Annotated in this window: 16 protein-coding genes, 11 tRNA genes and 2 rRNA genes (1 of these 29 only partly in view); 27 read left to right on the forward strand and 2 right to left on the reverse strand. The window is 49.1% G+C overall.

Annotated features, from left to right (window positions below):
* The 21 genes from NYE54_RS08820 to yajC all read left to right on the forward strand — a co-directional run.
* Positions 1-283: ribosomal RNA gene (locus NYE54_RS08820) — 23S ribosomal RNA — on the forward strand; it begins 2647 nt to the left of the window's first position.
* Between the two features lie 133 nt (positions 284-416).
* Positions 417-533: ribosomal RNA gene (rrf, locus tag NYE54_RS08825) — 5S ribosomal RNA — on the forward strand.
* 9 nt (positions 534-542) lie between these two features.
* Positions 543-618, forward strand: a tRNA-Asn gene (locus NYE54_RS08830).
* A gap of 5 nt (positions 619-623) precedes the next feature.
* Positions 624-715, forward strand: a tRNA-Ser gene (locus tag NYE54_RS08835).
* A 17-nt stretch (positions 716-732) separates the two neighbouring features.
* Positions 733-807: transfer RNA gene (locus NYE54_RS08840), tRNA-Glu, on the forward strand.
* Positions 808-942: 135 nt separating this feature from the next.
* A tRNA-Val gene (locus tag NYE54_RS08845) sits at positions 943-1018 on the forward strand.
* Between the two features lie 87 nt (positions 1019-1105).
* A tRNA-Met gene (locus tag NYE54_RS08850) sits at positions 1106-1182 on the forward strand.
* Between the two features lie 31 nt (positions 1183-1213).
* A tRNA-Asp gene (locus NYE54_RS08855) sits at positions 1214-1290 on the forward strand.
* A gap of 20 nt (positions 1291-1310) precedes the next feature.
* Positions 1311-1386: transfer RNA gene (locus NYE54_RS08860), tRNA-Lys, on the forward strand.
* Positions 1387-1427: 41 nt separating this feature from the next.
* Positions 1428-1502: transfer RNA gene (locus NYE54_RS08865), tRNA-Gly, on the forward strand.
* Positions 1503-1506: 4 nt separating this feature from the next.
* A tRNA-Arg gene (locus NYE54_RS08870) sits at positions 1507-1583 on the forward strand.
* Positions 1584-1625: 42 nt separating this feature from the next.
* Positions 1626-1705 (forward strand) — tRNA-Leu (locus NYE54_RS08875).
* Positions 1706-1713: 8 nt separating this feature from the next.
* Positions 1714-1787, forward strand: a tRNA-Pro gene (locus NYE54_RS08880).
* A gap of 147 nt (positions 1788-1934) precedes the next feature.
* Complete coding sequence (locus NYE54_RS08885; protein ID WP_339271610.1) at positions 1935-2648, forward strand: BofC C-terminal domain-containing protein; 714 nt, start codon at positions 1935-1937, stop codon at positions 2646-2648.
* Positions 2649-2861: 213 nt separating this feature from the next.
* Complete coding sequence (gene ruvC / locus NYE54_RS08890) at positions 2862-3365, forward strand: crossover junction endodeoxyribonuclease RuvC (RefSeq protein WP_339271612.1); 504 nt, start codon at positions 2862-2864, stop codon at positions 3363-3365.
* The gene (gene ruvA / locus NYE54_RS08895) at positions 3362-3979 is read left to right on the forward strand and encodes a Holliday junction branch migration protein RuvA (RefSeq protein ID WP_339271613.1); all 618 of its coding nucleotides are present in this window, start codon (positions 3362-3364) and stop codon (positions 3977-3979) included. The genes ruvC and ruvA overlap by 4 nt, the downstream gene beginning before the upstream one ends.
* Positions 3980-4013: 34 nt before the next feature.
* A complete protein-coding gene (gene ruvB / locus NYE54_RS08900) occupies positions 4014-5021 on the forward strand; it encodes a Holliday junction branch migration DNA helicase RuvB (protein WP_339271615.1) in 1008 nt (335 codons plus the stop codon).
* Between the two features lie 57 nt (positions 5022-5078).
* The gene (locus NYE54_RS08905) at positions 5079-7169 is read left to right on the forward strand and encodes a SpoIID/LytB domain-containing protein (RefSeq protein WP_339271617.1); all 2091 of its coding nucleotides are present in this window, start codon (positions 5079-5081) and stop codon (positions 7167-7169) included.
* A gap of 5 nt (positions 7170-7174) precedes the next feature.
* On the forward strand, positions 7175-8206 hold the full coding sequence (queA, locus tag NYE54_RS08910; RefSeq protein ID WP_339271619.1) for a tRNA preQ1(34) S-adenosylmethionine ribosyltransferase-isomerase QueA: 1032 nt from the start codon (positions 7175-7177) through the stop codon (positions 8204-8206).
* A gap of 20 nt (positions 8207-8226) precedes the next feature.
* On the forward strand, positions 8227-9366 hold the full coding sequence (gene tgt, locus NYE54_RS08915) for a tRNA guanosine(34) transglycosylase Tgt (protein ID WP_339271620.1): 1140 nt from the start codon (positions 8227-8229) through the stop codon (positions 9364-9366).
* A 47-nt stretch (positions 9367-9413) separates the two neighbouring features.
* Positions 9414-9716, forward strand: a complete 303-nt coding sequence (gene yajC / locus NYE54_RS08920; protein WP_076320432.1) for a preprotein translocase subunit YajC — start codon at positions 9414-9416, stop codon at positions 9714-9716.
* Positions 9717-9838: 122 nt separating this feature from the next.
* On the opposite strand, the gene NYE54_RS08925 is transcribed toward yajC, so the two are convergent.
* A complete protein-coding gene (locus tag NYE54_RS08925; protein WP_076320433.1) occupies positions 9839-10228 on the reverse strand; it encodes a TIGR04086 family membrane protein in 390 nt (129 codons plus the stop codon).
* Positions 10229-10420: 192 nt separating this feature from the next.
* On the opposite strand from NYE54_RS08925, the gene NYE54_RS08930 reads away from it, so the two are divergent.
* Positions 10421-11200 carry a DUF421 domain-containing protein gene (locus tag NYE54_RS08930; RefSeq protein WP_339271623.1) on the forward strand — a complete coding sequence of 260 codons (780 nt, stop codon included), beginning with the start codon at positions 10421-10423 and terminating at the stop codon, positions 11198-11200.
* On the opposite strand, the gene spoVB is transcribed toward NYE54_RS08930, so the two are convergent.
* The gene (spoVB, locus tag NYE54_RS08935) at positions 11197-12798 is read right to left on the reverse strand and encodes a stage V sporulation protein B (RefSeq protein ID WP_339271625.1); all 1602 of its coding nucleotides are present in this window, start codon (positions 12796-12798) and stop codon (positions 11197-11199) included. The genes NYE54_RS08930 and spoVB overlap by 4 nt on opposite strands.
* 188 nt (positions 12799-12986) lie before the next feature.
* Between spoVB and NYE54_RS08940 the strand changes: the two genes are divergently transcribed.
* The 5 genes from NYE54_RS08940 (at position 12987) to recJ (ending at position 19099) form a co-directional block, all read left to right on the forward strand.
* Complete coding sequence (locus NYE54_RS08940) at positions 12987-13244, forward strand: post-transcriptional regulator (protein WP_076320436.1); 258 nt, start codon at positions 12987-12989, stop codon at positions 13242-13244.
* Between the two features lie 131 nt (positions 13245-13375).
* On the forward strand, positions 13376-14626 hold the full coding sequence (gene secD, locus NYE54_RS08945) for a protein translocase subunit SecD (RefSeq protein WP_213645490.1): 1251 nt from the start codon (positions 13376-13378) through the stop codon (positions 14624-14626).
* On the forward strand, positions 14616-15533 hold the full coding sequence (secF, locus tag NYE54_RS08950) for a protein translocase subunit SecF (RefSeq protein WP_098742581.1): 918 nt from the start codon (positions 14616-14618) through the stop codon (positions 15531-15533). Before secD ends, secF begins: the two co-directional genes overlap by 11 nt.
* Positions 15534-15672: 139 nt before the next feature.
* Positions 15673-16638 (forward strand): cation diffusion facilitator family transporter, encoded by a 966-nt coding sequence (locus NYE54_RS08955; protein WP_339271629.1) that lies wholly within the window; start codon positions 15673-15675, stop codon positions 16636-16638.
* A gap of 61 nt (positions 16639-16699) precedes the next feature.
* A complete protein-coding gene (gene recJ, locus NYE54_RS08960; RefSeq protein ID WP_339271630.1) occupies positions 16700-19099 on the forward strand; it encodes a single-stranded-DNA-specific exonuclease RecJ in 2400 nt (799 codons plus the stop codon).
* Positions 19100-19105: the final 6 nt, after the last annotated feature.

A 19105-nucleotide genomic window follows, 5' to 3' on the forward strand; every position in this document is an offset into this window, starting at 1 on the left:
TCCCTATCTGTCGTGGGCGTAGGAAATTTGAGAGGAGCTGTCCTTAGTACGAGAGGACCGGGATGGACGTACCGCTGGTGCACCAGTTGTTCCGCCAGGAGCATGGCTGGGTAGCTACGTACGGAAGGGATAAGCGCTGAAAGCATCTAAGCGTGAAGCCCCCCTCAAGATGAGATTTCCCAACTAGTAAGACCCCTTGAAGACCACGAGGTAGATAGGTTGGAGGTGGAAGTGCAGCAATGCATGGAGCTGACCAATACTAATCGGTCGAGGGCTTATCCAAAACATATTTCAATGTGCTGCAAATTCGTTTCGTATCTAGTTTTCAGGTGATCAAAACTGAATTGTAAGTGTACAAGTTATACTTGCAAGGAGGATGATCACGGCATTTGGCGATGCCGGATCCTGAATATACGTTTGGTGGCGATAGCGGAAGGGTTCCACGCGTACCCATACCGAACACGACCGTTAAGCCTTCCAGCGCCGATGGTACTTGGACCGAAGGGTCCCGGGAGAGTAGGACGTCGCCAAGCGGTACATATTCCCTGATAGCTCAGTTGGTAGAGCACTCGACTGTTAATCGAGTTGTCACAGGTTCGAGTCCTGTTCGGGGAGCCACTTATGGAGAGGTGTCCGAGTTGGCCGAAGGAGCACGATTGGAAATCGTGTAGGCGCCAAAAGCGTCTCGAGGGTTCGAATCCCTCTCTCTCCGCCAGCAAGGACTGCATATATGGCCCGTTGGTCAAGGGGTTAAGACACCTCCCTTTCACGGAGGTAACAGGGGTTCGAATCCCCTACGGGTCACCACTTTCTTTAATGCATCAGGGGATGAGAATCCCGTCGGTTCGTCGGAGGGTAACTTCGTAAGCATAGACTTCGCAGTCTCGAACGAAGTGAGAGTATCCCCTACGGGTCACCATTATCTTTAACAACATTCCAGACGGAGGCTTAGCTCAGCTGGGAGAGCATCTGCCTTACAAGCAGAGGGTCGGGGGTTCGATCCCCTCAGCCTCCACCATGATTTATCCCCAAAAAGTGAAGCACATGCTTCGCAAGTAATTCCGATTACTTTTCGGGGGTCCCATATAAGCAACCCTTTTAATGACGCGGGGTGGAGCAGTTCGGTAGCTCGTCGGGCTCATAACCCGAAGGTCGTAGGTTCAAATCCTGCCCCCGCAACCAATTTTATATCGCGATAGCGATAATGCCTCATGGAACTGTGGTGTAGAGGCCTAACATGCCTGCCTGTCACGCAGGAGATCGCGGGTTCGAATCCCGTCAGTTCCGCCATTCTTTACTCTTAGTAATAAGAGCCATTAGCTCAGTTGGTAGAGCACCTGACTTTTAATCAGGGTGTCGAAGGTTCGAGTCCTTCATGGCTCACCATCTTTACCAAGAGAGCTTGAGACGGAATACATATTTACATTGCGGACGTGGCTCAGCGGTAGAGCATCGCCTTGCCAAGGCGAGGGTCGCGGGTTCGATTCCCGTCGTCCGCTCCATTTTGCGCCCTTAGCTCAGCTGGATAGAGCGTTTGACTACGAATCAAAAGGCCGGGAGTTCGAATCTCTCAGGGCGTGCCATTTTTTAAACTAATTTACTTACTCTATTTGAAATTTCATTGTGCCGGTGTGGCGGAATTGGCAGACGCGCGCGACTCAAAATCGTGAGGGAAACCGTGGGGGTTCGAGTCCCTTCACCGGCATTAATTAACGGGATGTAGCTCAGCTTGGTAGAGCACCTGGTTTGGGACCAGGGGGTCGCATGTTCAAATCGTGTCATCCCGATTCGAATCGAAAGACTGCTTTCAGTGTAACTGAAAGCAGTCTTTCTTTGTTATGGATTGAAAATGATGCTAATGGCAAAAGCGGAACTGAATAATTTGACAGCTTCCCGGTCACAATATGAAAAACATTGAATAGAAGGGGATAACCTTGAGTGTTTTTCATTTCTTTAAGAAGCTGTTCAGAAAACGGTGGAGACGCTGGAGACGCGCGATTTGGCCCTGTGCAATCCTATTGATCGCAGGTATCATGATATGGACCGGCCAGAATATAAAGGATCAGATGCATAAGCTGCTCACTGCTGCATCCGACGAAACGCCACTGGCCGTAGAAACGATGCATTACTTGCAGATCGCGGATGATAAGTTGGAAGAACGCCGGCAGGATCAGAGGGAATTTATGCAGAAGCTGAATACCTCGAAGGGAAAGAAGCATGTTCATGTTCGCATCACTTATGTATGTGGCATCGAAGAGCAGGATATGGGTAAGCTTACGGCGGACGGTATTTATGAACTGATGAATAAAAATCCTTTATGGCAGGGACGCTTGGATAACAAAGGAGTAGTTTGGCTGGAGCACACCGTATCCGACCTCTCCCCCGCCTGTAAGAGGCAAGCTTATATGAGTATCGATTCCCAAGGAAACTTAACGTTGTTTGATGGCCCACCGGAAGAAGAGAAAGTGATGCGGACCTTCTTTCAGCTGGATGTCGGTTCGATGGAGTCTTCTTTGCCCAAAGATGTGATCAAGCAGCTTGAAGATGGTATTCGAATCCAAGATATGGAAGAGTATAACAGTGTTCTGTCAACCTTTAGCGATTATGCACGGGATATGGCTGAGAATGTCATGAACCCGACCCCTTAAAATTGTCCCTGCTTTGTCGCTTGGTGACTGAAAATGCTGCTGCCCGGAATTTTTCCGGGCAGTTTTTTGCGTTGGAGGGGGATGTCAGCGGTCTCAATATAGTGGATACGTAACGGTTGCTTAAAGGATCAAAGTTTTTCCTCAACAGAGGTCGATCTTTTGTTATAATGAGAGAACGATACATATGTTCGCTTCATCAGAGGAGAGATTGGTTTGCGCATTTTAGGGATCGACCCCGGGATTGCGATTGTAGGTTTCGGGTTTGTAGATAAGGTTGGAAGTAAAGTCACACCGGTACAGTATGGCTGTATCCAGACGGAAGCCCATACACCGGATGAAGAGAGGCTGCAACACGTGTACGAAGGCATGCAGCAGCTTATTGATAAATATGAGCCTGAGGCCGTTGCTTTCGAGAAATTGTTTTTTAACCGCAACGTAACCACGGCGATGTCCGTATCCCAGGCCAGAGGAGTTCTTATCCTGGCTGCGGTCCAGCGCGGGCTCCTGATTGCAGAATATACGCCGATGCAGGTGAAGCAGGCGATTGTCGGCTATGGCAAGGCCGAGAAGAAACAGGTACAGGAGATGGTCAGGATGTTCCTAAAGTTGCAGAGCATTCCCAAACCTGACGATGTGGCGGATGCATTGGCAGTAGCGATCTGTCACGCGCATTCCTATACACTGAATTCCAAGTTAAATGAGGTATTGCGAAAATGATCGATTTTTTACGGGGACAGGTAGTCCACTTAGAGAGTGAATATATTGTACTGGATGTTCATGGGGTAGGATACCGGGTGTTCTGTCCGAATCCATATGCCTTTGCCAAAACCGAAGGAACCATCACGGTGTTTACACATCATCATGTCCGTGAAGATGCCATCCTGCTGTTTGGATTTCCGACACGGGAGGAACAGAAGCTGTTCCGTAAACTGATCGAAGTCTCGGGTATCGGTCCGCGTGTGGCGCTCGGCATATTGGGCGGGGGATCACCGGATCATGTGGTTTCCGCCATCTACCAGGAGAATGTATCCTTCTTAATCAAGCTTCCGGGAATCGGTAAGAAAACAGCGCAGCGCATGATTCTGGACCTGAAGGACAAGCTTGAGGGATTCGGAAATGCGAGCATGATGACAGGTCTTTTTGCCATCCAGGAGCCTGAATCGGATGATAGCGGCTCGGCGTGGTCCGAGGCTCGCGAGGGGCTGAAGGCGCTTGGTTATACGGATAGCGAGCTGGATAAAGTCTGGCTGAAGATCAAGGATTCCGGCGCAAGCGGCGAATCCGTCGATGTGCTCATGAAGCGGGCACTGCAGCAGCTATTCGCTGGTTAGATAGAGAATCGCTGCAGGAGAGGAGTTTATATAGATGGACGATCGAATTATTTCCGCCAATCTAATGATGGACGAACAGGCTGTCGAGCTTAGTCTGCGTCCACGCTATTTGGCTGAATATATAGGACAGAATCAAGTTAAGGAAAATCTCAAGGTATATATCGAAGCGGCAAAAATGCGTAACGAAGCGCTTGACCACGTGTTGTTGTACGGTCCTCCGGGACTCGGCAAAACGACACTGGCGAATATTATCGCCAATGAGCTTGGCGTTAATCTCCGTACGACTTCCGGTCCGGCAATCGAGCGACCGGGGGATCTGGCTGCACTTCTCACTAATCTGCAGGAAGGAGATGTCCTGTTTATTGATGAGATCCATCGGCTGCACCGGACGGTAGAGGAAGTGATGTATCCGGCGATGGAGGATTTTGCGCTGGATATTATGATCGGGAAAGGGCCAAGCGCACGCTCGGTACGTCTGGACCTGCCGCCGTTTACCTTAATTGGCGCCACTACCCGGGCTGGATTGCTCTCTGCGCCGCTTAGGGACCGTTTTGGCGTGGTAAGCCGTCTGGAATTCTATACGGTGGACGAGCTGAGTTACATTGTGTCACGCAATGCGGATCTTTTGGAGATCGAGATATTAGGAGAGGCAGCAGAAGAGATTGCCCTGAGGTCGCGGGGGACGCCCCGCATTGCCAACCGTCTCTTGAAACGGGTGCGTGATTATGCCCAGGTTCGAGGAGATGGCATGATAACGCCAAGCATTGCTCAGGAAGCGCTGAAAATGCTGCAGATCGATCCGATGGGACTGGACTTTATTGATCATAAAATGTTGAGCGCCATGATCAAAATCTTCCGTGGGGGACCTGTAGGTCTGGATACCATCGCGGCAACCATTGGAGAAGAAAGCCAAACCATTGAAGATGTTTATGAACCGTATCTCCTGCAGATCGGTTTCTTGCAGCGTACACCCCGGGGACGGGTTGTAACGCCCACAGCTTATCAACATTTAGGTATTCCCTTCCCTGAGGATCGTAGTTAGATTATAGAATCATTACATTCATACCAAATCCTAATAGCTACAGGAGGAAAGACTTAAATGGATAGAAACTGGACGAAATCATTATTCGGTTGGACCACTAAGGGACTCTTGTCACTGGCTGTTGCCGGAACCTTATGGAGCTCGCCTGCAGTACATGCGGCCGCGCCTTCAATAGATACGATTCGTGTTGCGATGTTTTTGGATCTGGGAAGTCAGTATAAATCAACAACCAATGCCGTTACGCTGAAATCCGCTGATGCCCTGACGGCATCGCTGCTTGTATCCGGTGCTCAGCAGACTTTGATGAGCATTCCAGCAAACCAGCAGGTCCGAATGAGTGTGGATACATACCGCGTCAAGGTGCTTGAGACCACGGATTGGAAAACAGCTTCGGAAGCGGCGAAAAAACTGGAGGCGACGAATGACAAACCGACGCTGTTTGCAGATGGCAATGTATACAAACTATATGCCGGTATGTATGGGACAGAGAAAGCGGCCGTGGACGCGGCAACGCGAACTGCGAAGACGGTAGCTGCATATCTGAATGGTCAAACGCCTTCTGTTAAAGGCGGACTGCATTTGTCTGCGGGATCGTACGGATCGGAGGCTGAGGCGGAGTCTGTACGTAAGAAGTATGCAAATGCCAGCATGGATGCCTTCAATGTTGTGGTACCAAACGGAGGTGCATCCGCTTATGAGGTTTGGGTAGGCGAGGCAGCCAACACAGCCGATCTGGCTGCAGTCAGACAGGAAGCTGCTCCAATATCCGGCGCCCTCGTTGAAATGAATGCCGCAACCACGGGTCTGATGATGAGACGAGATGTAAGCCTGAACCTTGCGACTCCTCAAGAGACACAGCATTATATGTTGTCAGGTGGTCAGTCGGTTCTGCGGGTAGAAGGAAGCTCAGGTGCCGGAACGAATGTGAAGGAGCGATCGGATCGCTCCTATCGAGGCGCTTTGGAGATCGGACAAAAGAACGGTCAATTGTATCTCGTCAATGAACTGCCGTTCCAGCAGTACCTGTATTCCGTCGTTGGAGCCGAGGTGCCATCTACTTGGGGTGTTGAAGCGCTGAAAGCACAGGCTGTAGCGGCACGCAGCTATGCGCTCTTCCAAGGAAATAAGTTCGAAGTAGCCCATGTCGTGGACACAACGCTAAGCCAGGCCTATTATGGGACCGCCTATGAGTATCCAAGCATTATTCAGGCAGTGGATGCAACTGACGGCGAAGTTGTCATGAAAGACGGCAAAATAGTGGAAACCGTGTTTTCCTCCAATAGCGGAGGAATGACGGCGGACTCCACCGAGGTGTGGGGTAACCGTAACGATCTGTTTGCCGCGGTGGAAAGCACTGGAGATTCCTCATCCCAGGCAGCGCTTAAATCTTGGTATCATGTACTTCTTCCGAGTGGCGCTACAGGTTATGTACGTGAGGACAATGTGAAGGAAACCGGCAACAAAACATCGGCAGGACTCCTGTATATGACCGTTACCGCCAAGGATACGAATGTACGCCCATTGCCATTGATCCAATCGAACGTTGAGCCTGTAGGCAAGATGAATCCAGGAGAAACGGCTGTCGTCCTTGAGAAAGTGGCGGAATCCAACAGCTATGACTGGGTTCGCGGTCCGTATACTTCGGATCAACTACTGTCCTCTCTAAAAGGAAAAACCACTAACAGCCTGCCTGCTTCTATTACTTCGCTGGATGTAACGGAGCGAGGCCCTTCTGGACGTGCCCTTACGGTGAAAGCCAACGGTCAAGTGCTGGACGTAAAATATCCGGATATGTTCCGCTCGGCTTTTAACGGACTGCCAAGCACATTGTTTGATATTGAATCGACCGGAAGTTATACTGTATTGAGCGCGAATGGTGCGGTATCAACGGTTTCAAGCGGCCAAACGATATCCGTTATCTCAGGGAGCGGCAACGGAAATGTCAAAGGTTCCGGTACCGTTGTGATGAATGGAACGGGGAAAGCACGTGTGATTGAAAGCTCTTCCGGCTTTAAATTTACCGGTAAAGGCTTAGGCCACGGACTGGGCATGTCCCAATGGGGTGCCAAAGGAATGGCAGATGAAGGGTATGATTACAAGCAGATACTCCAACACTATTACCGCAACACGACTATTACGAAGGACTGAACGACATGAATGTGGATTTGTATGATTTTGAATTACCCGAACACTTAATTGCGCAGACGCCGCTGCTTGATCGAAGCTCTTCCAGGCTTCTCACGCTGGACAAAGAGAACGGACATATAAGCCATCAAACGTTTGCGGACATCATAGACAGCCTGAATCCGGGGGATACACTCGTATTAAACGATACCAAGGTCATACCGGCCCGATTGTTCGGTGCAAAGGAAGACACCGGTGCGAAAGCAGAGGTCCTTCTGCTGAAGAATATGGGGCAAGACCGGTGGGAGGCACTTGTGAAACCGGGCAAGAAGCTGAAAAAAGGGAACGTAATTTCCTTTGGGGACGGTAAATTAAAAGCGATCATTGAGGAAGAAGGCGAGATGGGTGCTCGCATCCTATCCTTTTCGTATAAAGGGATTTTCCAAGAAATCCTGGATGAACTGGGGCAAATGCCGCTTCCGCCATATATTAAGGAGAAGCTGGATGACCGCGATCGGTATCAGACCGTATATGCGAAGCATGAAGGATCTGCAGCCGCTCCCACGGCGGGCCTGCACTTCACGGAAACTCTCCTGGAACAGATTCAGGCCAAGGGAGTAGACATCGCCTTCATTACCCTGCACGTGGGACTGGGGACATTTCGTCCGATGTCCGTGGAACAGGTTGAGGATCATGTCATGCATGAAGAGTACTATTCCCTTTCCCAGGAAACCGCTGAGCTGCTGAATGAAACGAAGCGGCGCGGCGGCCGGGTTATCGCTGTAGGGACTACCTCTTGCAGAACGCTGGAGACGGTTGGATCGGCGCTGAAAGGCGAGCCGCTGCGTGAGAGCAGCGGCTGGACAAGCATTTTCATATATCCCGGATATGCTTTTACCGTCGTGGACGCGCTGATTACGAATTTCCATCTGCCGAAATCCACGCTGGTGATGCTGGTCAGTGCGCTGGCCGGACGCGAACACATTATGAAGGCGTACAAGGAAGCTGTTGAGAAGGAATATCGATTCTTCAGCTTTGGCGACGCGATGTTTATCTATTAATTCGGAGGTTGGTTAATACAATGGTAGCAGCTGTTACTTATGAACATATTAAAACGTGTAAACAATCGGGCGCGAGGCTCGGCAGAGTGCACACCCCGCACGGCGTGATCGATACGCCGACATTTATGCCTGTGGGAACATTGGCAACGGTAAAAACCATGAGTCCGGAAGAACTAAAGGCTATGGATGCCCACATTATATTGAGCAACACCTATCATCTCTTTTTGCGTCCTGGACACGATATTGTGAAGGGAGCGGGCGGACTGCACAAATTCATGAACTGGGACCGTCCGATCCTGACCGATAGCGGAGGCTTCCAGGTATTCAGCTTAGCAGAAATGAGAAAAATATCGGAAGAAGGCGTACATTTCCGTTCCCACTTGAACGGAGATAAACTGTTTATCTCCCCGGAAGTCGCGATGGAGATCCAGAACGCGCTTGGATCTGATATTATGATGGCTTTTGATGAATGCCCGCCTTATCCTGCGGAGTATGAATACGTTAAACAATCCACCGAGCGGACCTCTCGCTGGGCTGAACGCTGCTTAAAGAGCCATGCCAGACCGGAAGACCAAGCCCTATTCGGCATCGTTCAGGGAGGCATGCATGAGGATCTGCGCCGTCAGAGCGCCCGTGATTTGACTTCCATGGATTTCCCGGGTTATGCTATTGGTGGACTTAGTGTGGGAGAATCGAAGCAGCTTATGTATGAAGTGCTGGATTACACGGTGCCCCTGCTGCCGAACAATAAACCTCGCTATTTGATGGGAGTCGGATCACCCGATGCGTTGATTGAGGGCTCGATTCGTGGTGTGGATATGTTCGATTGCGTGCTTCCGACGCGGATCGCTCGCAACGGGACAACGATGACAAGTCAAGGCCGTCTTGTCGTTCGAAATGCTCAATATGCCAGGGATTACGGACCGCTGGATCCGGAATGTGACTGCTACACTTGCCGTAACTACTCGCGTGCTTATCTGCGTCATCTGATCAAGAGTGATGAAACGTTTGGATTAAGATTGACGACGTATCATAACCTGCATTTCCTGCTCAATTTGATGCGTAACGTGCGTCAGAGTATTATGGAAGACCGTCTGCTTGATTTCCGCGATGAGTTTTTTGATAAGTACGGCCTACATGATAATGAAAAAGGGTTCTAAAGCAAGTTCATGGCCATCATGATAAGTTTGTGAAAGGGGGGAAAGATATGTTTGATTTAGCAGCTGGTGCAGGTCAAGGCGGAGGCGGTATTTTAGGGTTGATTCTGCCTTTCGTTCTGATGTTTGTCATCTTTTATTTTCTGCTTATTCGTCCACAGCAGAAGAAACAGAAGACCAGAAACGCAATGCTTAGCGCCTTGTCAAAGGGCGATAAGGTGGTAACCATTGGAGGCCTTCACGGTACAATTGTGGAGATTACCGACGATATTGTGGTTTTGAAAGTGAACGATGTAACGAAGTTGACGTTCGATCGTAACTCAATCAGCCATAGTGTGAATGCGGATGCATAATTACGTTTCACCTACATATGGAATGTAATCGTTAAAACAAAGGCCGATTCCTTTTAGGAATCGGCCTTTGTTTTTTATCATTTTTGTAGTGAGATGCTCGCCAGGAGCGTTAGAGCGAAACTTTATTTTTTTAAGTTGACCCCGAACATTCCCCCGATGGCGCCGGCGGCAAATACCGTGGCAATCAGCGTCAAATCTCCGAGAGATAAAGAACTATCCAAAGCAAGAAAGCCAATGACGAGCAGCGTAATGCCATATATCAGCCCTGTCAGGCAGCCGTAATACCAACCTTTGTTTCCTGCGCGCTTGCCGCTCACACAACCTCCGATAAAGGCTGCGATGGCATGTACGAGAAACGTGTAGAACGATAAATCATCTTCGGCTAGTCCGCTGCCCCATAGAAGCAGGGATAACGCAAACGCGCCAAGAAACATCCAGAAAAAAGAATACAAAAGTCCTGAAAGAATCGGATTGGAGATCCTGAAAGTGAAAACTCGCCGGATCGGTTCCATGAATCATCCCCCTTAACTAATCTTGATCATTAAATTGTATGGCCAAGCCTGTACATATAGTACAAACTGAGCGTTTTGCATCCGGTTTTGCATGATTTCCATTAATTAATCCGTTGTAATCGAATGGGAAAAGCTATAGCAGGCCAGAATAGCTGTACATGAGAATGTTCGACAAGCTAGGAGGGATTGTTTATGTCTCATATGACTATTCTGATTCTGCGGACCATTCTGATGTATGTGGTCATCTTTGTCACCATGAGAATCATGGGCAAACGGGAAATCGGAAAGCTGTCCATCTTCGATTTGGTCATATCCGTTATGATTGCAGAGATTGCCGTTTTTGTTCTGGAAGATGTCCAAAAGCCGATTTGGGAGGGACTTGCTCCTATCGCCGTTTTGGTTGCCATTCAGGTAGGTCTTGCTTACATCGGACTGAAAAATCGAAATATACGGCTGTTTGCCGACGGAAAGCCAAGCGTATTGGTGTCCCGGGGCAGGCTGCACCGTAAGGAGATGGCAAAGCTTCGCTATAATCTGGATGATCTGATGCAGCAGCTAAGGGGCAAAGATATTGACAGTCTGGCGGATGTTGAATTTGCGATACTTGAAACATCCGGTCAGCTCACCGTGATTCCAAAGGATACGGGGAACAGCTCCAACAGCAGTTCGAACAACTCTTCAAGTTCATCCAACACCTCAGGGGCCACCAATTTTTCATCTACTTCATTCCAATCCGAAAAGAACCCTACAGTCGTAGATATTCCTTACGATAAAATTACGTATGAAGGCCTGCCCATCCCGCTTATATTGGATGGAAAGGTGCAGGACGAGAACCTTGAATTAATCCATAAAACGCGGTTCTGGCTTAAGAACGAGATCCAGAATTACGGTGCTAAGGATTTTAAGGATATTTTTCTATGCTCTATTGACCATAAAGGCCGGATTTACATTGATCGTAAAGACAGGATCTAACGACGGCTGAATTTGTTGAACCAGGTGCCGACGAGAGGCACACGATCCAAATCTCGCGGTGTTACCAGCTTGGTTATAAAAATCATGATGAAATAGACCAGAATACCAATTGCGATGGAAGCCCAAAATTGCAGCCATGGCGCGGTCGAAAACGGAAGATGTTTGTACCCATAGAGGACACAGGCACCCATGATGATCATAACCGCCCCGATTTTGACATAATCCAGCAGACGGAATCGAAAGCCGATTAGTCTCGATAGGCTGAAACCGTGGAGTAATGTAACTGCAATACTGTTTACGATAATGGCAATGACGGCCCCTATTATGCCGAAGGCGGGATTGGATGCCAAAAACACGATGAGGCTCATTTTGATGATCGCCCCGAATAATGTGTTGAGTAATGCCCGGCCCGGACGGTCCAGAGCTTGCAAGGCAGCTTGAAGCGGGGACTGCACATACAGGAACAAGGCAAACGGCGCCATGATTTTGAGCATATCGCTAATCTCCGCGTTGTCGTATAGGAGCAGGCATAATGGCTCAGCCAGGACAAACATAATGATGGCAAACGGAGCTCCGGAGACAAGGGCTAGCCGAAGGGATTGGTTCATTCGTTTGTGGATGGTCGTCCGATCATTGCGGGCAGCAGCTTCCGAGAGTGAAGGCACCAGAGAGATGGCCAGAGAAACCGTCAGAGCACCGGGCAATAACAGGAGCGGGATGATCATCCCTTGCAGTGCCCCATACTGAGCGGTTGCTACGGATGTCGCTATACCTGCCATGGCCAGGCTGCGGTTGGTCAGAATCGTCTCCAGCAGGTAGGAGAATGAACCTACCATCTTGCCCCCCGTCACAGGCAATGCAATACCGAATAAACGTTTCAGGATGCCTTTATTCGAGGAAGAGTCTTCTTTTGCAGTTTTTTCGGATATGACTTCTTGCGGTTTAGGTAAAAGTTTGTTCCTAGGTCGTCCCTCCCCGGGATATTGCAGCAGCAGGGCTATCATGCCAATCAGTTCCCCCACGGCTGTTCCGAGCATGGCACCCGCAGCCCCGTAAGCGATGCCTTTGGGCATCAAGAGATGCGCAAACCAGAGCATGCAAATAATTCGGACAATCGTCTCGATCACGGAGGAGCTTGCGGAGGGAATCATGTTCTGTTTGCCCTGGAAATATCCACGGTAGACCGACGAAACGGCAATGATGATCAACATGGGTGTCATGCTGATAAAGGTTTGGTATACACGCTCGTCCGGCAAAAGCACGCCGGTTACCCAAGGGGCAAGGAGCAGACTAAGTCCCGTAAAGAGGGCGCCTGCTGTAACCGTCAGCATCAGGCTGACATGCAGGATTTGCTTGGAAGCATCACGCTTTCCGGCACCTTCCGCTTCGGCAACCATTTTGGCAATGGCTAGCGGAATTCCGCCGGTAATGATCGTCACGAGCACGATAAAGAAGGGATAACCCAGTTGGTAAATTCCGACACCCTCGGGTCCAATGATCCGGGGGAGGGCGATCCGGGGGATAAAACCGAGTAGGCGGTTTAATATGCCGGCTGCAAGTAAAATCAGCGTTCCTTTAATAAATGATTGCTTGTTCACTGTCCATCCCACTCCCTGGTTAAGACTGAATATGGTGACACGACATGGCTATTCTTATGGATATGCCCTACCTGTCCCATCTGATGACTTTACTTTTTTTTCAGGACATGGTAGGAATAGAAGGAAAGCAATGTATCCTGTCGAATGTAACTTAGGGACAACAGGGAGTCAGTGAGGAGGCCATATGCATGGAACTCGAGCAAATGAGCGAGGAAGAATTGATGAGCACCATTGAGATGGTATGCTTGAGCAAGGTTGAGGAAATGCATTTGATTGGGTACGAATATGTGACTAGCGACGATATTTGGAACTGTGTCAGCAGTAAATATGAAAAGGAAGGCATCCCCTCCCTCCACAAACTGGTCAATGACATTCTGTCCTTGAAGGCGACAGCTTTAATGAACTATATGACAATATCAGCATATAAGGGATCTTCTTTCGATTAATCGAAGAGGTCCCTTTTGCCTTGCGGATATAAGGGTTCATTCATAAACCCGACAAATTTTGATAAATTGACTGGGTTTTATGACATCGCTATAATAGGAATATTGAGTAAAAAGGGGGAACAAAGGACGGCATGAAGAGAATAATCAGTTTCGTCGGAACCGTACTCGTGATCACTGTTTTAATGGCCGTTACAACTCCAGGCTTGCTGAAAGACGTCCGTCTAGGTCTGGATCTTAAGGGTGGATTCGAAATCCTTTATGAAGCAGAGCCTTTGATGGAAGGGCAGCAAGTCACAAAAGAAGCACTGCAGGAAACCGCAAAGAGCTTGCAAAAGCGTGCGGATGCAATGGGAACATCTGAGCCTGAGGTTACGCCGGAAGGGGCGAACCGGATTCGCTTGAAGGTGGCAGGCGTAACGGATGAGGCTGAAGTTCGAAAAACGATGAAAGAACCTGCGAACCTCACATTCCGAAGCAATGACGGCTGTAAAGAAGGCGAGGAGTTCTGTAAGATTGAGCTCCGCGGCGACGATTTCGTCGAGAACGGCGCATCGGTTGCCTATGACCAGCTTAATCAGCCTATGATAGATATTAAAGTGAAGGACAAAGGGAAGTTTGCTGAAATTACAGGACGTCTTCTCGGTCAAGAGCTGGCTATCTTCATGGACGATCAATTGCTATCAGCTCCGACGGTACGTGCCGCATTAACGGATGGTACCGCACAAATTACGGGGAGCTATTCGCTGGATGAAGCGAAGCAGATCCGGGATACGATTAATCTCGGCGCCCTGCCGCTGAAGCTGGTTGAGAAGTACTCTCAGAGCGTAGGAGCTACGCTTGGTATGAAGTCTCTTACGAAAACGGTAGAAGCAGGTCTTATCGCGTCCGTTGCGATTCTGCTGTTCATGATAATCAGATATCGCGTACCGGGTTTGCTGGCAAGCTTTGCACTTATTTTGCATACATGGCTTCTGATTCTTATTTTTGTATGGGCTGACTTTACGTTGACGCTTCCAGGTATTGCAGCATTTATATTAGGTATAGGTATGGCGGTTGATGCCAATATCATCACCTATGAACGCATTCGGGAAGAGATCAGAACGGGCAAGAGTGTTCCATCAGCTGTTAAAGCAGGCGGCAAGTCATCCCTGCGAGCCATCATGGACTCCAACTTGACGACGATACTCGTTGCCGCTGTCATGTTCGGATTTGGTACCGGCGCGGTTAAAGGTTTTGCGCTTGTATTGATTCTGGAGATTATCTTGAGTATTGCCACGAACGTTTATTTCTCCCGTTTCTTGCTCAATCTACTTGTGAATATTGGTTGGGCCCGCAAACCGAGCCATTATGGCGTAAAGGAGCGTGACATTCGTGAGCTTTAAGAACTTTGATTTCGTAGGCAAAAGCAGATTTTTCTATATTCTATCCATTGCAATTACGATTCTGGGCTTGGTATTTCTCTTGACTCGTGGTCTTAACTATGGAGTTGATTTCCAATCTGGCTCGAACGTAGATATCTCTCTCTCCAAGCCGCTGACTACGGAGCAGATTAATACCGTATTAAAAGAGGCTGGCATCGGTGAAGATGCGAGCATTACTCCTGGTAATGACCGCGTGAATATTCGATTCAGCGAGGTGCTGACCGAGGACCAGGATTTGAAGATGCGTTCCGGCATTGAGAAGCTGGATAAAACGGCCACCTTCGAGATCAACACGGTTGACCCAGAGATGGCAAAAGAGCTGGGTCGAAACGCAATTTATGCGGTATTGATTTCCTGTATCGGGATTATCATCTATGTCAGCATCCGTTTTGAATGGCGGTTTGCGATTGCAGCAATTGTAGCGTTACTTCATGATGCATTTGTTGTTATTAGTATTTTCTCCATCCTCGGTCTCGAGGTGGATCTGACATTCATTATTGCCGTTCTGACGATTATCGGTTATTCGATTAACGATACGATCGTCATCTTCGACCGGATCAGGGAGAACCTGAGGTTTGCCAAGATTAAAAGATTCTCGGATCTTAAAGATCTGGTTAACAAAAGTTTGACCCAGACGATCGGACGTTCGATCTATACAGCATTGTCTGTTTTCATCGCTGCACTCTTCATGCTCCTGCTTGGCGGTGAATCGATTCAGATGTTCTCTCTGGCAATTTGTATCGGTTTGGCATTCGGCGCGTACTCTTCGATCTTTATCGCAAGTCCGTTGTGGCTCGTCCTTAAGGGGCGCAATGTCAGCAATAAACCAAATTCGCCAAAGCCAAGCAAAGATAAGATTGAAATCTAATTCAGCCGCTGTTGGCGTAGCAGTCTAGATAGTAGAGAGTCCTATACAAGTGGAAAGCCGCGTCGCAGGCGACGCGGCTTTCTAAAGTTAACAGCGATAATAAATATAGGATCGATAGTGACATTGAGGGGGGCCTCAAGTGAGCAATGAACGTTTGAATCATACGGAGACTGTCCTTTGGACAGGCATTGTAACGGATTTTGCATTAGCCTTGTGTAAAGGGATCGTCGGATATTTATCCGGCAGTAAGGCTCTAATCGGAGATGCTCTGCATTCTGCGGCAAATGCCGTGACTTTATTGGTGGATCGTTTACCGAGCCTGGGTATATTCGGCAATAAAAGCTCCATTCGGGACAAACGGAAGGTTTCGGACACGACGGAGCCCGTGATTTCGATTCTATTTGCCGTTTTATTGATCATGGGCGGTATTCAAATTGCGGTATCCGCGATTCAAACCATGGCATCAGGCGACCTGGAGCCGCCAACCAAATCGGCACTGCTTGCTGTTTTCATATCACTCGCTGTGAATGAAGCGGTGTTTCAGTACCAATGTCGGCAGATAAAAAGAAACAAGGATCCCCGGTATGAGGTGCTGTCCGCTGATCATCGATTTGCCTTGTACTCTTCGCTAACGGTATTAATCGGCGTGTCACTAGCTATGGGGGGCTCTTATTTTGAATGGACACCCCTGCTCTATATGGATTCGGTTGCGGCTCTGATTGTGGCTTGTCTCGTGATCCGCAAAGGGTATATACTAATCGTTCATTCCGTTTATGGAACGCTCGTGGAAGAGAAGCGGCATGAGCACGAAGCCGATTTCATGGATACGATTCAGCGAGTGCATGGCGTGATCACGATCGAGGAACTGAAGGTTCAGGAATACGGGCAGATCCGTCATGTGAACATTGAAGTGAAAATTACCGTGAATCCGCGGACGTCCGTATTGGAGGCTCAAGAGATTGCCGAGCGAATCCGGAAACTGTTAACCCATCGCTTTATTCAGGTTACGGATGCCAAGGTTCACGTGGTACCCTATGAACCGGGTTATCCATATAAATCGAACTATGACTTAATGGACAACGATATGCCGACACTGCCGCAGTAGCGTCTGGAGCTAACAGTTGTAAGTCAACAGGAAAAAGGCAGGAAAAGGAAGGTGAGTCCCTGTGCTGTATTCCAAATATGAATGGAGAATACGCTCGGCAGAGTCATCGATCACCGATAGGCTGGCCCAGGATTTGTCGCTGCCACCCATGGTGGCTTCACTCATGGCGTCACGAGGGATACAATCAGCCGAGGATGGACGGAGATTTCTATATGGAACGTTTGAGCTGACGCATGACCCTTATCTCATGCAGGGGATGCAAGAGGCTGTCCCGCGTATTCGTAAAGCTTTGGAGGATCGGGAACATATTCTGATCTATGGCGATTATGATGCAGACGGTGTTTCCAGCACGTCATTGATGATTCATCTGATGCGCTACTTGGGTGCATCTTATGATATTTATATACCACACCGATCCAATGAAGGTTATGGTTTACATAATCACGCGCTGGATTGGGCCCATCAGCAAGGGGTCAGTCTAGTCATTACCGTAGATACTGGAATTAGTGCAGTCGAGCAAATTGCATATGCCAATAGCCTTGGCATCGACGTAATTGTCACGGACCATCATGAGCCGCCTGAAGTGCTGCCAGAAGCTTATGCACTGATCAACCCGAAACTCCCTACATGCCCGTATCCCTTTAAGGGGTTGGCAGGCGTAGGCGTAGCTTACAAGCTGGCACAGGCTCTCGTTGGAGAACCACCGGAGGAATGGCTTCAGATTGTTTCCATCGGGACCATTGCGGACTTGATGCCGCTTACGGGGGAGAATCGGGTGCTTGTGAAGCACGGAATCGAATCAATGCGGAATACAAGGTATGAAGGCATTCGATGCTTGCTGGAGGTATCGGGGATCCATGTGGAGCAGGTGACTGCCGTAAATGTGGCATTCTCCATGGCACCACGGATTAACGCCAGTGGCCGTCTGGATCATGCAGGCCGTGCCGTTACGCTTCTTACAACAGAACACCGTGATGAAGCGGAACGGCTTGCCTGGGAACTGGATGGGCTGAACAAGGATCGGCAGCAAGTGGTCGAAAACATCGTCCAGGAAGCGCTTAGCATGGTTCAAAACCGCTGGAGAGGACAGGAGGTTCCTCCTGTCATCGTATTGGCGGGTGAAGGCTGGAATGTTGGCGTGGTTGGTATCGTGGCATCCAAAATATTGGAGCGATTCTACAGGCCAGTCGTTATCCTCGGGATTGATCCCGAGACGGGGAACTGTAAAGGCTCCGCCCGTTCAATTCCGGGATTTGATATTTATGCGGCTCTACACTCCTGCAAGGACGTCATGGACCATTTTGGCGGACATCCGTCTGCAGCGGGCATGAGCCTCCATCGAGATCGATTGGAGGAATTTGAACAGGGACTATATCGATATGCTGAGGAAGCACTCGAAGAAGAGCATCTGGTCGCAATTTGTGAAGCGGACCTGGAGGCCAGCTTGTCGGAGGTATCGGTGTCCGTTATTGAACAGATTGAACAGTTAAGTCCGTTTGGCATGGCGAATGCCGTGCCGAAGATCGTTTTCCGGGATGTTGTCATAAAGGAAGTTCGTAAAATCGGCAAAGAAGGAAAACATCTAAAGCTTCGTTTGCAGCAGAAGCGTGAGGTTATGGATGCGATCTCATTCGGATGGGGGCATCTGGCCGATATATTGCCGGTAGGCACGGCTGTGGATGTGCTTGGTGAGCTTTCCGTGAATGAATGGAACGGGAGTCGTAAAGTACAGCTCATGATTCAGGATATCTGCGCTCCTTATCAACAGGTGTTTGACTACCGCGGGATCAAAGAGCCGTTACAGGAAATTCAGAGGTGGAGAGCGGAGCTGGAGCCGCATCTGCGTTGCCCTGCAGTTCGGTCGGCCGTGGTGTACGCAAAAGATTCACATCCGGAAATAAAAAGTCAATTGTATGATATGTGCCTTTGGGTATATGATAGGAATGCTGGCATCATGCCGGATAATGATATTGCTGAAAACAGTCAAGAAGATATTTCCGTTTTGTTCGTACTGGATGTACCGGAAACGGCTGAACAACTGGATGCATTTATGTCAGCCTTCCATTCCGTTCCCAATATATTCATGCTGCATCCGACCCGGAACCTGCACGAACGTCTGCAAATTCCGGACCGCGAACAGTTTAAAAAGCTGTACGTTTCACTTGCCGGGATGACGTCCTCTTCCATGTCGGAGAATGAGGTTGTAGCACGTCTGCAGAAGCAGACTTCCTTATCTACACGCATGCTGCTCAAAGTACTGGATGTGTTTGAGGAACTGGCGTTCATCCAGCGTGTCCAGGGACAGATTACCTTTATACCGAAGCCGGAGAAAAAACCGCTGGACGCTTCCCGTCACTTCCGTGAGCTAAGCGATTTGGCGGATATGGAGCAGCATTTGCTGCATGCCGGTACCGAACAGTTAACCCAATGGATGATGTCCCGCACAAAAGGCGTATCTTAACCGCAA

The organism is Paenibacillus sp. FSL K6-1330 (assembly GCF_037976825.1).
In the GTDB taxonomy this organism is placed as follows: domain Bacteria; phylum Bacillota; class Bacilli; order Paenibacillales; family Paenibacillaceae; genus Paenibacillus_AQ.